The 17,478-nt window shown below is 44.8% G+C and carries 15 protein-coding genes; 6 read left to right on the forward strand and 9 right to left on the reverse strand.

Features of this window, described 5'->3' with window-relative positions; genetic code table 11:
* Window positions 1–5 precede the first annotated feature (5 nt).
* Window positions 6–4,220 (reverse strand): hypothetical protein, encoded by a 4,215-nt coding sequence (locus tag A0256_20835; protein ID AMR33702.1) that lies wholly within the window; start codon window positions 4,218–4,220, stop codon window positions 6–8.
* Window positions 4,221–4,951: 731 nt separating this feature from the next.
* Here A0256_20835 and A0256_20840 point away from each other — a divergent pair.
* The 6 genes from A0256_20840 (at window position 4,952) to A0256_20865 (ending at window position 11,021) form a co-directional block, all read left to right on the forward strand.
* Window positions 4,952–5,377 (forward strand): general secretion pathway protein GspG, encoded by a 426-nt coding sequence (locus A0256_20840; protein ID AMR33703.1) that lies wholly within the window; start codon window positions 4,952–4,954, stop codon window positions 5,375–5,377.
* Between the two features lie 193 nt (window positions 5,378–5,570).
* Window positions 5,571–5,900: a hypothetical protein gene (locus A0256_20845; GenBank protein AMR33704.1), complete on the forward strand. Its 330-nt coding sequence runs from the start codon at window positions 5,571–5,573 to the stop codon at window positions 5,898–5,900.
* The gene (locus A0256_20850; protein AMR33705.1) at window positions 5,897–7,330 is read left to right on the forward strand and encodes a general secretion pathway protein GspE; all 1,434 of its coding nucleotides are present in this window, start codon (window positions 5,897–5,899) and stop codon (window positions 7,328–7,330) included. The genes A0256_20845 and A0256_20850 overlap by 4 nt, the downstream gene beginning before the upstream one ends.
* Window positions 7,331–7,342: 12 nt before the next feature.
* Window positions 7,343–9,280, forward strand: coding sequence for a general secretion pathway protein GspD (locus tag A0256_20855; protein AMR33706.1), 1,938 nt, complete (start codon window positions 7,343–7,345; stop codon window positions 9,278–9,280).
* Window positions 9,281–9,286: 6 nt separating this feature from the next.
* Window positions 9,287–10,498 carry a hypothetical protein gene (locus A0256_20860; protein AMR33707.1) on the forward strand — a complete coding sequence of 404 codons (1,212 nt, stop codon included), beginning with the start codon at window positions 9,287–9,289 and terminating at the stop codon, window positions 10,496–10,498.
* A gap of 1 nt (window position 10,499) precedes the next feature.
* Window positions 10,500–11,021, forward strand: coding sequence for a hypothetical protein (locus A0256_20865; GenBank protein AMR33708.1), 522 nt, complete (start codon window positions 10,500–10,502; stop codon window positions 11,019–11,021).
* 5 nt (window positions 11,022–11,026) lie between these two features.
* On the opposite strand, the gene A0256_20870 is transcribed toward A0256_20865, so the two are convergent.
* The 8 genes from A0256_20870 to A0256_20905 all read right to left on the reverse strand — a co-directional run bounded on the left by A0256_20870 (window position 11,027) and on the right by A0256_20905 (window position 17,475).
* Entirely contained in the window at window positions 11,027–12,172 is a 1,146-nt protein-coding gene (locus tag A0256_20870) for a general secretion pathway protein GspF (protein ID AMR33709.1), read from the reverse strand.
* Window positions 12,159–12,659, reverse strand: a complete 501-nt coding sequence (locus A0256_20875; GenBank protein ID AMR33710.1) for a hypothetical protein — start codon at window positions 12,657–12,659, stop codon at window positions 12,159–12,161. Before A0256_20875 ends, A0256_20870 begins: the two co-directional genes overlap by 14 nt.
* Window positions 12,652–13,014, reverse strand: coding sequence for a hypothetical protein (locus A0256_20880; protein ID AMR33711.1), 363 nt, complete (start codon window positions 13,012–13,014; stop codon window positions 12,652–12,654). Before A0256_20880 ends, A0256_20875 begins: the two co-directional genes overlap by 8 nt.
* Complete coding sequence (locus tag A0256_20885) at window positions 12,996–14,255, reverse strand: hypothetical protein (protein ID AMR33712.1); 1,260 nt, start codon at window positions 14,253–14,255, stop codon at window positions 12,996–12,998. Before A0256_20885 ends, A0256_20880 begins: the two co-directional genes overlap by 19 nt.
* Window positions 14,252–14,875: a hypothetical protein gene (locus A0256_20890; protein AMR33713.1), complete on the reverse strand. Its 624-nt coding sequence runs from the start codon at window positions 14,873–14,875 to the stop codon at window positions 14,252–14,254. Before A0256_20890 ends, A0256_20885 begins: the two co-directional genes overlap by 4 nt.
* 2 nt (window positions 14,876–14,877) lie before the next feature.
* The gene (locus A0256_20895; protein AMR33714.1) at window positions 14,878–15,384 is read right to left on the reverse strand and encodes a hypothetical protein; all 507 of its coding nucleotides are present in this window, start codon (window positions 15,382–15,384) and stop codon (window positions 14,878–14,880) included.
* 7 nt (window positions 15,385–15,391) lie between these two features.
* Window positions 15,392–16,345 (reverse strand): hypothetical protein, encoded by a 954-nt coding sequence (locus A0256_20900; protein AMR33715.1) that lies wholly within the window; start codon window positions 16,343–16,345, stop codon window positions 15,392–15,394.
* A gap of 344 nt (window positions 16,346–16,689) precedes the next feature.
* The gene (locus tag A0256_20905; GenBank protein ID AMR33716.1) at window positions 16,690–17,475 is read right to left on the reverse strand and encodes a hypothetical protein; all 786 of its coding nucleotides are present in this window, start codon (window positions 17,473–17,475) and stop codon (window positions 16,690–16,692) included.
* Window positions 17,476–17,478 lie beyond the last annotated feature (3 nt).

Consider the following 17,478-nt stretch of genomic DNA (forward strand, 5'->3'; position numbering starts at 1 on the left):
GCTATTTAATATTTAGGATTATAGCCTGTACCAAGTGTCAACGCTACGGTTGATGAGCAGGTGGTGCCTGTTCCGCCCCCTCCGCCGACATTGGTTTCCCCGCCGGATACCGTTGTACTTTGCTGCGATGCGGAGGTTTTGGATGCCGTGAGCGCTTCGCCACCACCACCGCCGCCGGCTCCCGCACAAGTGATGCATGCAGTTACATCTATCGCATCTGAGGATATCGTATTGGTCCCCGCCTGTACCGTTACGCTGCGGTTGCAAACTGTGGTATTGGTTACAGAACCGTTGGTTCTGGTGGTTATCGTTACGTTGTAGTTCACCGTCAGGTTAGCCAGCACGTTGTAGGTAATGGTACCCGCAGCATCACTGTAAACATCGAACCGGTAGGTATTGTACGTATCAGTACCCTGGGTATAAGTGCTCGCCAGTGTCATTTTTACATACAGAGTTGGCGATGCCGGTACCGGGCAGCCGGTGGTATTGGTACCCAAACTTAGCCAGCGCGTTTTCTGGTACGTCGAACTGGAAGGGTTGCTGTCCACTTGCTGCTTTTGCTGCTCGCCCGTGTTATTGTTGTTCGGGTCTTTTACGCACTGCAGATTCTGCGGACTCACATCCACCCAGATCGCATCGATTCCCGCATAGTTGTATCTATAGTCCTTTAAAATGCTGCGGTTCTGGTCAAGCACCTGCGCCAGCCTGCCTACATTGTCGTATGTAAAGTAGGTGATATTGTTGCGCACGTCGCACTTACTTGCCATGCCTACCAGCGGCTGATAGGTGTAGGTGCTCATTTGCGCATTAACCGGATAGAGGCGCAGCTCGTCCAGCAATCCGCTGCCGCCGATGGTGACCGATGCCGTACCGGTAACGGTATATTCGCGGTACGTCCAGCCCGATTTGGGATTACCCACAGGCCCTGCGGTTACCGTGCCGCCGCTTACCGTTACCGCCGCTCCCGCTTTGCTCCAGAACGAAACGATATAGCTGGCAGATACCGTTAAGCTATTTTTGATTACCGTATTGCTGCTGCTTACCGTATAGCACCCATTCCCCATCGGTGCGGTTACATCGGCTACTATACCTGCGTTATTATAAGCCCAGTTGCCCAGGCCAGTGCTGCTATACCCTTCGAAATTGGTATAAGCGATACTGGCCGAATCGGCATTTAGCACTTCTGCAATCGGGTAGGTGTTATAATAAGGAAGTCTAACATCCTTATAGCCCCAGATGAAACTTCGTAGCGCGTCGCCTATCTTTGCCTCCTGGATGATGTTACCTGCCGCATCGTATTTATTAAAGGCCACCACTGGCTGATACCGGCTGTCGCGATTAGCCCCGCCTGCGGCGGTTACAAAATTGGTAACGGGGGCAACGCTCCGCATCACAAATACGGTGTCTTTGAAGGGTTTATTGGTTTTGTACGTGGTCAGTACAGCGTTCACGGTACGTGCATTATTGCCGTTGATGTCCGACCGGGAAGTAACCTCTTCGATAGGATAAGTATAGATCCTGGCGGCATTTAAGTAATTCACTCCCCTGATGGCGGGAGATGCCGTATTGGAATAGGTTACCAACTGTGTGATCAACTCATTTTTGCTATTAACGCTCTGCAGCCTGGTTAACTGATAGGTTACCGGGTCCATCTGGTAGTTGTTCCAGGTTTTCAAGGTTTTGTTGGCATCGTTCATATCGTACACATATGTGCTATCGGAAGACAGGTATTTGTAATCGGTTACGGTTGGATACGGCTGCGCCTTCATTTGCGAAGGGTAATAATTTGAATTCTCATCATATGCTACTGGAAGCGGATTAAAACCAGTTTTGATGCTGTTATATTCCGATTTGAAATTGATAATACTGTAAATATTTATCTTTTTCTTAACCGGCTGAAGCTGCCCGTTAACGTTTCGGGAGGTAACCTGGCTCAGCAACAGGCCAGTATGCCAGTCCTGCTGCGTGGGCGGGGCAAAAGGAAACCCAGGACCATTTACGCCCTGCCCTGCAATGTCATAGTTATATTCTTCCTTTCCATTAACCCCATTTTTGTCGAAATACTCCTGTACGCTGTAATATCCTACCACCGCACCGCTTTGTGTGGCCATTGGGTAATTGGACGATGCTGTTCGGACGAAATAGGTATGTGTGTAAGCCACCTTGTAATTACCAGTTAAAACTGTTAGGTCATAACTATAGGATGGTTGATAATTCAGAAAACCGCTGGACCTGTTGGCATTTGAATTTAAATTATAGGTGTAACGCCTTACATTGTAGGGTACTGTACTGATTCCGTCATAATCCTCTATCCTGGCTATGCGCAATCCGCTGGCGGTATGCCCCACATAATTAGATTGCCCTGGTAACGACAGATGATTACTCCAGTTGGCGGCGATCGAATACTTAACAAAGTTTGATTTGGTAGTATCTGTTTGCTGCTTGCTATCCAAAAGCACTACCTTATAATAGCCCTGAGGGATAAAAATAGTAGTATCGGTGTTGGTGACATTCTGTACAGCTACCGTGTAATTACCCTGGGCATCCTGCCCGTAAATGCGGGCGGTAACCAAATCGTAAAGAGGCGGCGGCGGGTTATTGCCATCACGCATGCCATACGCAGTTAAATGTACAGCCATTTTAGGCACGTTGTTTAACTGGTTATACACATGCATCAAATGCGTTGGATTGCCGTTTCGGTTATCATAATTGTAGTAAATATTTTGGCTATCGTTCGAAAAAGCCGTAGCCTGCGGGTCGGCTACGTAATTATCGGCACCAAAATCATAATCAGGCGTTTGATGCGGCTCGAAAAAAAAGTTGGTATAACCATTTGTAGGATATTTGATACTCGTCAGCATGCCTGCCGTCATGTAGCCCGCATCGGGAGTTCTGTTTGCACCGGGTAACGGTGTGCTGCTTAAAGGATCTTGCGAAGCTGGCACAAGGGTAGTTTGATTAGTGCCATTATAATATCCCCACCAATCCTGATTAAAATACATAGTACCGCCAATCGTAATGTCTGGATTATAAATAAAACTATACTTTTCTTTTTTGTTTACTGTTGCGGTAACCTGCTCCAACTGTCCGACAAGAGAATCCAGCCTTAAGCGGCTGCTCACTTTATTCGTATAGTAAAACTTGTACAGTTTAGAAAATCCTGTAGAAGTTATAGCAATAGTATCGATCATTTTAGGCTGTAAAACAGGATCAAGTGTACTAAGATCCAAGCGCTTTAAGTTGGCATAAATCTGCAGGCTTCCATTTTCAAATGTGATGCCGGTAAGTTTCATATTATGCATACCTGTAGTTGATCCTAAGTCATCGTCGGTTCTTAAAGTAGAGCGATTTGTATCTAACCCAGTACCTGAAGTAAGTCTATACTTGGTTCCATTCGGCTGATATTGCGAATATACCTCTGGCTTATAGGTAAAATCTATCCTGCTGCCCATTGGACTAATAATCGACTTTAACAGCCAGGAGGTATTATATGATTTTTGATTTGCAGTATTCCCATTCCGTTGCGCATATTCTACGGCATCAACACCTTCCGAAGAGCCAAAGTACCAGGTGACCCCATCCGGGGTCTTGGCCGTAAATGACGGGATATGCTGTCCGGGAGAATAAGCAAAGCTAAATAAAATGTTTTGCTGTGGGCTGATGATAAAGCCCGACGTTTGACTGAAGCTAAACTGTCCGGAATAACCACCAAAATTAAAATTGAAAACATCGGCTTCACCATCGTAAGTACCTTCCGCCATCTTGTTCATTACCGCACCCGCCTGCGCGAGAGTTAAAGTACTAGGCTGATTGTTTAATGCGCGGTAAACGTTGCCCACATAGTCAGCCGCATCAAGGTAACCGAAACTGGATTCGTCTACATTACCCCTAACCGTGCGGGTTATAGCACCACCCGCGTTAAGCGCCCAGCCCAGGCCTACGGAGGAGGCCTGCTCTTCCACCTTAATCCCGCCTGAGTGGTAATTGATGCTTACCGGCAACGTAAGGTCACCGCTTTTGATCGTATACAGTGGGATGGAGATATTGGGTACGCCTGTATAATATCCTACAGGTGTTCTTCCAAATTTGCCCAATGCAGCAGCATCCGGCGAAGAAGGTATCGCCTTGGTGATCTCGGTTCCAGCTTTGGGAATGGCAGGGCTTTGAGCTTGTGCATAAGCGGCTGCGAAAAGCACGAAATATAAAAATATTTTTCTCATCAATATGGTAAGGTATAAGTAGGAATTAAATTTAAAAATCAGTAATCAAGTATTCCCGAAAGTAGGTAAGACAGTTTATAATATTTAAAGTGTGCAAGTCCAAGCTGGCAATAGATGCAGGAATGGCTCCGTTATGACATTCTGTGGTGTGCATTGATTTATATCCATGTCTTTAAAGGGCATTCTACGCCGTAGGAAGTGAATATCAAAAATTCAGTATTCTAAATACAAATAATTTATTCATCGCCAGTGTTATAAAAGTACTTAAGGTTTAAGATCCAAGGGACAAATTTGAATAGCTAAATTTTGAATTAGTTGATATTTTCAACGTATAATTTCAACTTTTGAAGGATGGATAATAACGGAGAAAATAAATATCTTATTCTTTTTACAAAGACATAGCGGTATTCAATGGCCAAGCAATGTGATCGATAACTACCTATTTACTAATCAAATATCGCTTATAGATGTAGAAAATATGAAAACGCCGGGAACTTCCTTTAAGTTTGGAGCTGTAGGTTTGCGCTAGAAACAATAAGCTTTTGGGTAGATTTGTATTCATGTGAAAGATTTAAGTAATATAATATTTGTGAAATATTAAGCGCAATATAGTAAATCAATTAATTTACATGAAATTTATAAAAAATAATTTTTCCAATGAAATTTTAACTTTAAAAAAAAAATTGCATCAATTAAGAATTATTTAATATGTTAGTGATCTAATTGTTGCCATGAAAACTCCTAAACACTTATTGATAAAACGCCTTGACGGTTATACCCTGACTGAGATATTGGTAGTACTTTGTATTATCGGAATATTGGTGTTCCTTTCCCTGCCCAATCTTTTGCCGCTGATCACCAAGGCAAAAAGTACAGAAGCAAAACTTCAGCTGGAATACATTCAAAAGCTGGAAAAAAGCTATTACTACGAACATTCTAAATACACAAATAGTCTAACCGATATTGGCTTCCTGCAGGAAAAACTGACGACCGACAGCAAAGAAGGGCACGCCAATTACCGGCTGGAGATCATCAGCGCAAGCACTACCGGCTTCAAAGCAAAAGCGACAGCGGTTGTCGATTTTAACGGCAACGGCACTTTTAACGTATGGGAGATTGATGAAGAAAAGAATATTAAAGAGGTAACGCCTGATTGATGTGCTGATCGTAAAGTTCCTAGTCATTATTTTACTTTTAATCATGTTTTTTCAGGATTTAAAAAGACGGAGCATATTATGGCCCCTATTTCCTGTACTGGCTGGTCTACTGCTCTTCCTGCGTTTCAATTCAGTTCATAGTGTATCACCTATTTTGATTGAATCCGCACCCTCCCTACTCTGCCTGGTTTTTATGCTGGTCATGGTTTCCTTGTACTTATCTGCCCGGCATAAAAGGTGGATCAACTTAACGGACGGCATGATCGGCTGGGCGGATCTACTTTTATTAGCCTGCCTTGCTTTGTACCTTCCGCTATTAAATTATATGTTATTTTTTATCGGCAGTAGCGTGGTCATCCTGGTGGGTTGGCTGGGTTATCAAGCTTTTGCTCGCGCGAAGTCGCCCTTCATTCCGTTTGCCGGTTGCCAGGCATTGCTGTTCGGCGGCCTGCTTGTGTTCAGCTGGGCATCTGCCACCGATCTGTTTAATGATTACTGGTTCTTTCAATTGGTTAGCAGATGAGCACAATATCAGAGATTTTCCTGCAAACCGATAATATCCACCTGCTCAGTAAAGAGCAGGCCTGGCATTACCGGATCCTGCCAAAGGAAAAAGTAAATGATCAGCTGTACGTATATTGCGAGGAAGAAACAAATCAGGAAGATTTACAAGCTGAGTTGGAGATCCTGTTAGGCTTGCCCGTGACCTCAGAGTTTTTGCCTGCCGAACAGATCAACCGCTTACTGGCTACCTACTACATCAAAGATAACGCGGCACAATCTAATGCCTCCCTTCATACCGGGCAGGATACCGACAATTTCCTTTTCAATCTTATCCGCGAGGCCAAGAATTTAAAGAGTAGCGATATTCACATTGAAAGCTATGAACACAAGTGCCGGGTACGAGTCCGCATAGACGGCATGATGGTGGAGCGTTACCTTCTGAAAAAAGCCGATTATCCATCTCTCATCAACAAGATCAAGATCCTTGCTAATTTGGATATTGCCGAAAAACGCCTGCCACAGGACGGCCGCATCGATTATAATTACGAACAATACAAGTTTGATATCCGGGTTTCGGTGCTGCCGACCTTATATGGCGAAAAGGTCGTATTGCGTTTACTGAACAATGATGCCGCGGATATCGATCTACGGCAACTGGGCCTTTCCAGTTTCGACCTCGACAATTATTTGCAGGGCGCAAAGCGTCCCAACGGCATCCTGCTGATCAGCGGGCCGACAGGCTCGGGAAAAACTACCACGCTTTACGCAACATTAAAATTGCTCAACCTGGAAACCCGCAATATCCTGACTATTGAAGACCCGGTTGAATATACGCTGGAAGGGATCAATCAGGTGCAATTGAAAGAATCCATTGGCCTTGGGTTCGCGGCAGCCCTTCGGACCTTTCTCCGGCAGGATCCTGATGTGATCATGGTAGGTGAGATAAGGGATGTGGAGACGGCCAATATGGCCATCCGAGCAGCGTTGACCGGACACCTCGTGCTTTCCACAATTCATACCAACTCAGCATGGGGTACGGTGTCCCGATTAATTGACATGGGTATCCCCTCTTTTTTGGTAGCAAGCACCTTAAACACCACTGTTGCCCAGCGCCTGATCAGGCTCCTTTGCACACATTGCAAACAGGAGCAGGAAATGCGGGAAGAACTCTATCCTAAGCAGTTCAAACCCTATACACATGTGCCGTTACATTATGTCGCTAAAGGCTGCGACCGATGCTATTTCACTGGCTACAAGGGCCGAAAAGCCGTATATGAAGTGATTCCGATTGACCGGGATCTAGCTTTGGAGATCAAGAACGGCAACATGTATATCAATGATCAGTTAAAGAGCCGGGGCATCCGCACCCTCGCAGAAAATGCCTTCGGGCTTTTCCGGGAAGGATCAACCTCCCTGGAAGAAATTTATCCCTTACTCTTTAATTTCTGACCTCAACGGCCTATGAATAAAAAATTTACATTACTCGCGCTTATTGGTTTACTGTTTTTGTTTCCGTTTAAGAATCTGGCGCAGCAGGGTAACCAACGAATTCAAAACCTGCAAAACACGCTGGACAGCCTGGCAGAATTTGTTCCTGGCCTGCATAAAAAGGTGCAGCTTTCCATTTCCGGCGTGCCGTTGCCGGATTACCTCCGGGCAATCGGCCGCACCAATAATATCAGCTTTCATGTCGACCCGGCGATTAATGTGACGGTAAACAACACACTCTCCAACGTACCCGCAAGCAATATCATCATCCTGCTTGCCCAGCAGTACAACCTGGATATCAGCGCGACCGGCATCATCCTAGTGGTGCGCTCTCACCAGGACAAACCGGTGTTTAACCGGGTAGTCCCGAAAGAAATCACCGTTAACTATAGAAATTCGGACAATACCCTAAGTGTGGACCTCAGTAACGACAGCCTGACTTCCGTTGCCAAAAAGATCACTATGCTATCCGGCAAAAATGTGATCGTTCCACCTGCCTTAAGTGGCAAACTACTTTCTGCTTTTATTTCAGGAGCTAACTTTGATGTCGCAATGGACAAGCTGGCCTATTCAAACGAGCTAAAAATGGTCAAAACGAATGATAATTTTTATCTCTTTCAGTCACTGGAGGAAAACGAGCAGCTTTACGTGAATGGCGACCGGAAAACGGCTGTCAAAAGAACATTCAAGACCATCAACAACGCGCCTGCGGGCAATGTTGGCTTGTTCGTTCAAACGGTGGGCGGACAGAAATTCATCTCCGTCAATGCAACCAACTCGAATATTGCAGATCTGGTGCGGTCGGCATCGCAGGAAATGAGTAAAAGCTATTTTGTGTATTCCGACATCAAAGGGGTTATCAATTCCATCAGCGCGAATGATTTAACATACGACAGTTTCCTTAATCTTATCTTCAAAGGCACTGATTACACTTATAACCAGGAAAACGGAGTTTACCTTATCGGTGACCGGAAAATAGAGGGTCTGCGCAGCCACAAAGTGGTCATGCTGCAAAACAGATCTATTGATACCGTGATGGCCATGATCCCGGCAGATTGGCGGCGTGGGGTAGAAATAAAAGAATTCCGTGAACAGAACACACTGATCTTGTCCGGCTCCAAACCCCAGATCGAGGAGATCAGCTCACTGATCAAACAAATAGATGTGCTGGTACCGCAAATTTTGATCGAAGTTACCCTGATCGATGTGCGTAAGACCAGACGCGTGGCTACGGGACTGGCAGTAGGTACGGCAGACAGCGTAAAAACGGGCGGCTCCGTATTGCCAAGCATAGACTATACGTTCAGTTCCAATTCGATCAACGGTTTCCTAAATAAAGTCGGCAGCGTTTTTTCCGTCAACCTCGGCCACGTGGTGCCAAGCTTTTATCTGAACATTAAAGCGCTCGAAGCCAATAACAATGTGGATGTACGCTCGGTGCCGAAACTAGCCACGTTAAATGGGCATACTGCCTCCCTGAGCATTGGTAACAGTGTATTCTATAAGAATGTCACTCAAAATATTATTCCCTCTGCTGCCAGTAATACCTCGATATTCGTTAACGATTATAAAGAGTCGGACGCGAACCTAAGCATTAAAATTCGGCCCATGGTATCGGGGGACGACCAAGTGACTTTGGGTATAAATATCGACATTTCCGATTTCACCTCCCTGCCTACCGATGGTTCTCCTCCACCTAAATCGACCAGTAAATTCGAGTCTACTATCCGCGCGCATAACGAAGATATGATCGTCTTAGGCGGTATCGAGCGGACAGAAAACTCAGAAGGTACATCGGGCATACCAATCCTATCGCGTATCCCGATCCTGAAATACATTTTCAGCAGCCGGAATAAATCGCGTTCAAAAGTAGTGACACTAGTCTTCATTAAACCGACCATCATCAGATAAGCAGATATGTTAGCGCAATACTGGCGGATCAATAAGGCAACCGGCATTCATCTACACCTGGCAAGCGACGGAAAGCCTGTAGTGGCTTTGTGCAGCCTGGCACTTGATAAAGACAAGCTGGATTTCATGCAAAAGATCCCTTTGCTCGATGATCCGGAAAATTTTAGCAGAAGCAACATTTCGCCAAAGGCAGCGGCGTTGCTGATCACCGGAAAAGGCGTATTGATCCGGCAGGTAGAAAAACTTGGGGTAATAGATCAAAGCAACTTCTCTGGAATCCTGACAAACGCAGACATCAACGATTTCTACGTCCAGAATTTCGTGAGCGGCGAAAGGTCTTACTTGGCCATGATCCGCAAATCTGAAGCTGACAAATGGATAGCGCTATTCGCGGGAAAAGGCTACGACCTCTTACAGCTTTCTCTTGGCCCCTTCGCGGCTGAACATATTCTGTCGCAGTTGAATATTTATGATGGCAGTTATACTTTTTCGGGGCATATGATTCAGCGCGGTGAAGATAACGTCTGGTTGAGTTATAATTATGCTGCCGGCACACCCTCACCATTCTTCATCAAAGCGGAAGATGAGCCATTGGAGGAAACCCTGATCCTTGCTTATGCCGCAGCGTTCCAGCTGGTGCTTTCAGAGCAACTTTATAGCATTTCGGCAAACTCAGCAGAACTGGAATCCCGGTTGCGGGGCAAATTGCTCGAAAACAAATTCCGCGTAAAATTTGCGCTGATGCTAGGTGTAGCTTTCCTAGTATTGTTTATCAACTTTTTTGTCTTCTTTTCCCTCAATGAAGCTAATGAGCAGCTGGCTGTTCAGGTGGGCCGGACCACACAAAACAGTACGGATGCCGAAAACATCAACGATGCCATCAGCCAGAAAGAAATGCTTTTGAAGGAACTGGGCTGGGGCCAACTAACAAACAAAACAATACTCATCGATCAGCTGGCGCAGCTGTTGCCGCCAGAAGTAAGCTGGGAATCGGCCAGTATAGACCCCCCTGATGCTTTGGCTTTAAAGACCCAGCGAACCGTTCGTTTTACTTCGATGCGCATGGTTGTCACCGGGAAATCCGCCAGTATCATCCCGGTAAATGAATGGGTGGCCCGAGCCAAATCCAGGCACTGGGTAAAAAATATCCAGTTAGATGCTTACCTGTTCGATAACGATGCGCAAACTGGTAAGTTTACCGTAACCATAGATTACTGATATGCTAAAGGACTTTTTTATCAAAGGGAAATATGGGCTGATCGTAGCAGCCGTTATTTTACTGGCGATTAGCTACCAGCTAGCCCTCAAAAAAACAATAGCTGCCTGGCAGCTGAACAGCCGCCTACGGCAACAGGTCAGCCAGGCCGGGGACCTAAGTTTTCAGCCCGGTTACCTGGACCGGAAAAACAAGAACCTGGAGCAGCTGGTAAAATCTTATACGATAGATTCGGCAAATTTCAGAAGCGGGATCATCAATAATGTCGCACTCGTTGCAGAAACAGAAAAAGTAAAAGTGACCGCCATACCCGTACGGGATATATCCTTGCAAAGCGAACGCCTGATGATGCAGCAGCTGGAACTGGCGGGCACTTACCCGGCCTTGATGAAAGCCTGTCAGAAGCTGTACAGCTTACCCGGCATTGGGCTGGTCAGATCAGTCACGCTGAAAAAACCGGCCCAAACTCAAAGTAAAAATACAGATGAAGTGCTGATGGATGTCTATATTACCGCGATCAGATAAACCAATTACTGGAAGCTGTTACTCATCTGGAAAAGCGGCAGGTACATGGCAATGAGTATCCCGCCAACAATGATCCCTAAAAAAATAATGATCAAAGGTTCCATCGCGCTGCTGAGTGTGGATGTTTTATACTCCACTTCCTCCACATACTGCTCCGATATTTTGGCAAAGAAATAGTCCAGCTGATTGGTTTCCTCACCAACTTTAATCAATTGGATCATCTTGGAGGGATAGATCTTGTATTGTTGCAAACTCTGGTGAAGCGGCTTACCATTCATGATGTCTTTTTCGATCAGGTCAAGCGATGATTCAATTGGGTAATAAGCGATCATTTGTTTGATCAGCGCAATTGCTTTGAGCAAAGGGAGTTTTGCATTAATCAGCAGTCGCATTGAATTGCAAAAACGGGCCAGGTAGATCTTTTGCACCAGGTTGCCAATCAAAGGTAATTTTAACACAAATGCTGATGCCAATTCTCGAAACTTTGCCGTTTTCCGAAAGAAGATGATGCCTCCGGCTAAAAGTACGATGACCAGAACAAAGCGCCAGAAATTATTTTCCAGCGCCTGCGATACATGGATGATCTGCTCTGTGACATAGGGCAGCTTACCGCCGAAACGGATAAACACGTCGCCAAACATCGGAACCACGAACTTGAGCATAAAGAATACGGCGCTTAAAGATGTAAGCAGTACAATACAGGGATAGGTAAGCGCTGATACGATCTTCCGGCGTTGCCTGATCTTGTTCTGAAAATATTTAGCTAAGTCCTGCAATACTTCATTGATCTTACCGGATTCTTCCCCAATCTGCAAACTGAACACCTCGTATGTAGAAAATCGTTTGCTTCTATTCATCGCTTCGGACAATGCGATTCCACCAGTGACTTCACTTAGGATGGTGCTGAATAATTTTTTGTCTTTATCTTTCTGCTGATCAGCGGTGATGAGTTCCAGGCTGCTCTTCAAGTTTATCCCAGCCATTAACAGCGAACTCAATTCAAGATACAGGTATTCCTTTTTCTTATCCGGCAGTTCCTGGCTGCCAAAGCTGATATCCTTACTCAATACGTCCATCAGTCTCGTTGAAGTTGCCTGATGCTTCGCTGCCTGCTTAGGCTGACTATAAGATTTGATATTAATGGATGGCATCGGCTTGGTTTGTGATCAGTTCATCTGCACTATATCGCTTGTGGTAAATATACGGTATGCTGCGGTTTTTATAAACCAGGTCAAATGATAATTCGTCCAGCATAATCGTGTCGCCCTGCGGTCTTAAGGCTTGATCTTCGAAATTCAGGCTTAGATTCCCGCTGGCTACCTTAAAGGTGTCCGTAATGCCTGATGTCCTGATAATATAATCCGGCTGAAAATTATAACTAACCTTTAGGTTTTTAACCGTAAAAGTAACTTCACCGTCTGCCGCGCTGCTAACCCGCTCCGACAGTGTGAAATCTCTTTTCAGTAACCTATCCAGCTGGACCACTTCTGCTATACCTTCCTGCTCGTCGCGGTACCGGTGATAGGAAGTGCTGACGATGCCAAATGCCGTATAGGTGATCGAGATAACAATCGCCGATAGTATCATCGTGATGGTGATCTCAATAATCGTGTAAGCATTGAGGTGCATGTTATTCATGAAGCAATACCTTTTTAATTGTCAAAACGGTATCCCCTTTTTCGTTCAGTGCCGACAAAGTGATTTCTTGCAGGTTTTGACTTGTCCCGTAAGGTACGATATTTTTTTTGACGACTAATCCCTCAGCATTGAACGTCCGCTCATTAATATCGGCTTCGTTTATACTTTCTGCTTCCGCTAAAACTTTGTCCAGAACTTTGGCGGCTGCTGCTTTGCTTACGTTCAGCGACGAGCGTGTAACATTGGTCACGATCATCAGCGCTATACTGAAAACCAGCACGATCACCACCATAGCGATCACCACCTCCACAAGGCTCGAACCACTGACGCGCATGGCTACTTTTTTTCGAGCCATTGCATTATTTTATTTTTTGGACCCGAAGCAGGAAGCAGCATCCCCGTTAAATAATAGCGAGACAACTTGCTCGCATCGATGGTACTGCCGACCAGGTAATTCTCGTAAGCGGAATACACGGTCTGGTATAAAAAACGGGAGGTATACAGGCTGCCGTTTATCACCGTGCCTTCTTTATAAGAAAAAGCACCCTGGCTATATATCTGGCCCACTACTTTTGCATTCTCTGTCAACTCCAATATGGGTGAAGGCTCGGAAACAAAATCCTGCCACAAAAGTACCGTTCCGTTTATCACCGTCCTCTTGCCGATGTGCAGTACAGCCCGCGAATTGACCCGTGGATGGAACCGCATCGTAGCCAGACAGGAAGGGTAAGTAAAAACGCAGCGCTCACCTATGCTTAGCGTGTCCTTTGCGAACAGCTGGCAACGACCATGAAAATCGTTGTCTACAATGATTTTTCGTGCTGATATAATAACGTTATCGAGCCGCGCATCCGTGCCAATTGTGATCGTCGTATCCGATACGATCATGATGTTACCCTGCAAGCTAATATCATTTAATGTAACTGCCGATTTGCCAAGGTAAATGTATTTAAGTGTAGAGCGGAAAGAGTTACTGTCTGTAAGCAAAGTGCTTGTCGACCGAGGAAAAGCTGTATCTAAAATCTGCCTGAGCAGCGCGACTCTTTGGGGACTAAGCACAGGCAATTCTCTTGCGCTGTTTTTTATTTTCCCGATCACCAGCCGTTTGTCGCCTTCGTATCCCCGATTTTCGAGATAGGCCTCGCGTATGCCTGGTTTGGGCAGGTAGGCATCCCCTTTGATCAATGTTTTACCGCTGACAGATATGGGGCGATCCTGGTCGATAACGTAAAGGGCCGACCACCGGGCGGAATCGATCTCTTTTCCAATACTAAACACATTGTACAAAGTATCGCTTTTACTGAAGGCGCAAGCAATGCCTATATCCAAAATGCCCCAGGGAATGCGCCTTAGAAAAACGGAATCGCTCTGCTGCTTAAAAAGATCCGTTGTCCGGCCATCCTGGTAAGCGTAACTGGTATCAGTCAGCAATATGTTGGTAGCAGAACCGAGATTTAGCTGCAAGGTATTGTACTTGAAACTGTTTTGATATTGCAGGCGATAAAAATATGCGGCAACGATTAACGACGAACAGATCACGGCGATCACCAGCGCAATAATGATAACCATATACAGGGCAGATGCCTTTAGCTTCATGGACGAACTTCTCCCGTGTTTGACCGGACTTTAAGCGAGTCTGCCTGATGCTTTTTACGGAAGATATTGATCCGCTTTAAAAATGGTGGCTTTTTACCAACCACCACACCGTTGCGGTAGTACTGCATATCAACCGAATCTTTCCCGTGATTTTTGTACAAAACGCCGTTCAAAACATTGTTTGCAAAGGTGCCTTGCTGTTCCACTTTACCATTTGTATCGTAACTCCTAAATTCCCCGGACTTGATCCCTTTTTTCCATGTAACGGACTGAACCAATTGACCCGTCTCCGCCCACTCCTTCCAAAGCCCCTGCTTCAACCCTTTCTTAAATGTTCCCTGCTCTTTCAAGCCTTTGTTCAGGTAAAACTCGGTGTAATGCCCATTGAGCAGTTTACCACTGAAGCCGCCCTGGGTGGTATGGATTTGATTAGAGGCATACCAGTAATAAGTCAGGCCGAAATCCATGTCTGAAAGATTGTCGACCGGGTCCACGTCGAACAGGATCGTTTTATCCGCTTCATTGATCCGGACGCGGTTGGCTCCTATGAGCGGGATATTTTGCGAATAGCACTGCGACAAAAACGCAATCAAAAGAAAAGCTGTCAGATATTTTACCATCGTTATAAATTCATCCTGATCGACCTGGTTTTACCTTCAAAGAAAACTTTGATGGAGTCTTTCATATTTTTAAGCAATTTAACATTATCCGCCTGTTCTCCTTCTGCCAGCGTCAGATTTTTGCCGTTGATATTGACCAGTGCCAGCGGTCTTTTGGAGTCGGCACCCATTACGTAACCAGAATAATGAATAAAGTTCCAGTTGATAGGAGGCTTTACGGGTGCTGTTCTCATACCAGTTAATGGCGCGATCAATTTCCTGACCGGGATGGTTGCCGTATCTTTCAAACTTGCATTACTAAACGGATCACGGTAATTGAGCAGCAATTTGTTGGTGTCTTTTATCGGTGCGTAATCGTTAGGCGCGTCTTTTCCCTCGTAAATTACAGCAGATTTTGGCGGGGCTATATCATTATCTGGACTAACAGTAATAAAAATTCGGTAGGAGATCATCCCCCAAACAGCTGTTGTTACGATCAGCAGTACATAGGTCAACGGCTTTTGCTTCATCCTGGTGTTATTTGATCACAAAGCTACGAAGTTCGCTTTCTGGCCCTTCATTACCCGCTGCATCTATCGCGCTTACTTTCCAGTAGATCCTGTCTCCGGTGTTCCCGAGATTAAAGCTATAGCTGGTACTATTTACGGAAACAGGAAACGTCGTGTCGTAATTGCTGGTGGAGTCGCTTTTTAAAACGTAAACTTTGTAAATAGATGCGGTTGTAATTGCATTCCATTGCAAGCTCACAGGTAACGGTACCACTTCGCCTTTCCCCGGCGAAGCAAGTGTGACCTGCGCGGGCGCGGTACGATCAAACCGGATATTACGGATAGCCGACCAAAGTGATTGTGCCGTATCATTTTCCGCTCTTACCCGCCATTGGTATTGCTGATCTTTTGGAAAAGTGTAAGTGTATTGTTGACCCGGGCTCGTGTTGTCGTAAATGATCTTTGAAGCATCCGAAAAATTATTGGTATCGATCTGCAGGCGATAGGTTTTTGCGCCAAACATGGTACCCCACTGAAAATTAGTTGTTCCCTTATTGGTTAATGCGTTGTTTCCTGGTGAAACCAGTTGTACGGACTGTTGTTTGATCGACGAAAACACCACGCTAAAATTATGCGGTGCGCTGTAAGCGGTCTGGCTGCTGCCGTTTTCCGCCCTTACCCGGAACTGGTATTCTCCCGGCGACAAGCTCAGTGTCAATTTGTTTGCTTTAACCAGGGTATCAGCAATCAATGCGCCTATCGTGTCAAACTTCGGGGTAACGATCTGTAACCGGTACTGCAAGGCGTCTTCCACCTCGTCCCACCAAAATGTTACTGTATAGTTTTTGCTTTGGTATCGCTCGCCCGGAGCAAACAGATTCACACTACGTTTAGCGATGGACGGCTCTATAATATCTTTACAGGCAGAAAGGTTTATCAGTACTAAAAATAGAAAAAGATGGTGTAAAGATTTGGCATTCATTTAGCATTAAAATTAACTAAAAATCTGTAATCAGCAAAATCGGTTTTTCGAAGTTCGCTTATTGCGAAATTATTCAATCCTAGCAGTCACAAAACCAACGAATTAAAATTATATCCCCCAGCTACTAGAGGAAGAGGTCACCGCGATGACCTGTCCCCTATAAACCGGGGTGTTAAAAGTTCATTTTTAAAGTTGCTTTTCGGGAACCGGGTAGGGTACTAATCTGATTGCAGCCGTCGTGTTCAATCGCTCAATTAAGATGCTTTACAATAGCTAATTTAGAGCCACGTCGCCTATTTAGTTTTAGTAGACCTATCAATAACCTTATCTAATACAACACCTAATTACCTCATAGATTCGTTCCTTATTCTTACACCTTTTTTCCGTTTATGAATGTAGATGTTAGATAGTAACAAGTCAGTACCCACGACATACAGTCGACCTTTCCACTTTTTTGCTCTTCCAACAGGAATATTATTTATTTTAAGATATTCAAGCCGATTGGACCAAACGGTATAAGTTTCTATCCAATTGTTCATAACCTTAATATATCCGAGTCGCTTTGCTTTCTTTTTGTATTTATCAACCCAACTAATCGATTTATTTAGGCAGCTGGCGATATAGCTAAGCGATATAGGGTAAAGATAAAAGCGCTTGTGAGAAACAAAAGACAGACCTCGAAGTGCATCATCGTTTGTTAACGCTGGCCCATGCTTTGCTTTTTGCTTCATTCTTTTCCCAATACACGCTACTGTTGCAGCAATGATAAATTCGGTGAAGTGTTTTAAATGTTCATTTGATAATTTAACTTTAAAAAGTGTCTTCCTTTTAGCCTTAGGAACAATGGTGTACCTTGATCTTACATGCAAGATATTTGTAATAGAATCATATCCTATAAACTTTGCTGTTCTTAGCCCATCAATATGCACCTTGGCTGTTTTAATATTAATATTTAACCCCAAGGACACCTCTTTGTATAGCTTATTGGATAATGGTAACCGATTCGGAAAATGGAGTTTGAGGTAAAGATATGTTCTAAGTAACGATGGTTTTATTACATCTTCGTTAAATACCCATACCAATAAATCTATTGGCAAACTGGTTTCGTTAAAATTTTGCCAGGCTTTCATCGA

Source organism: Mucilaginibacter sp. PAMC 26640 (assembly GCA_001596135.1).
In the GTDB taxonomy this organism is placed as follows: Bacteria; Bacteroidota; Bacteroidia; order Sphingobacteriales; family Sphingobacteriaceae; genus Mucilaginibacter.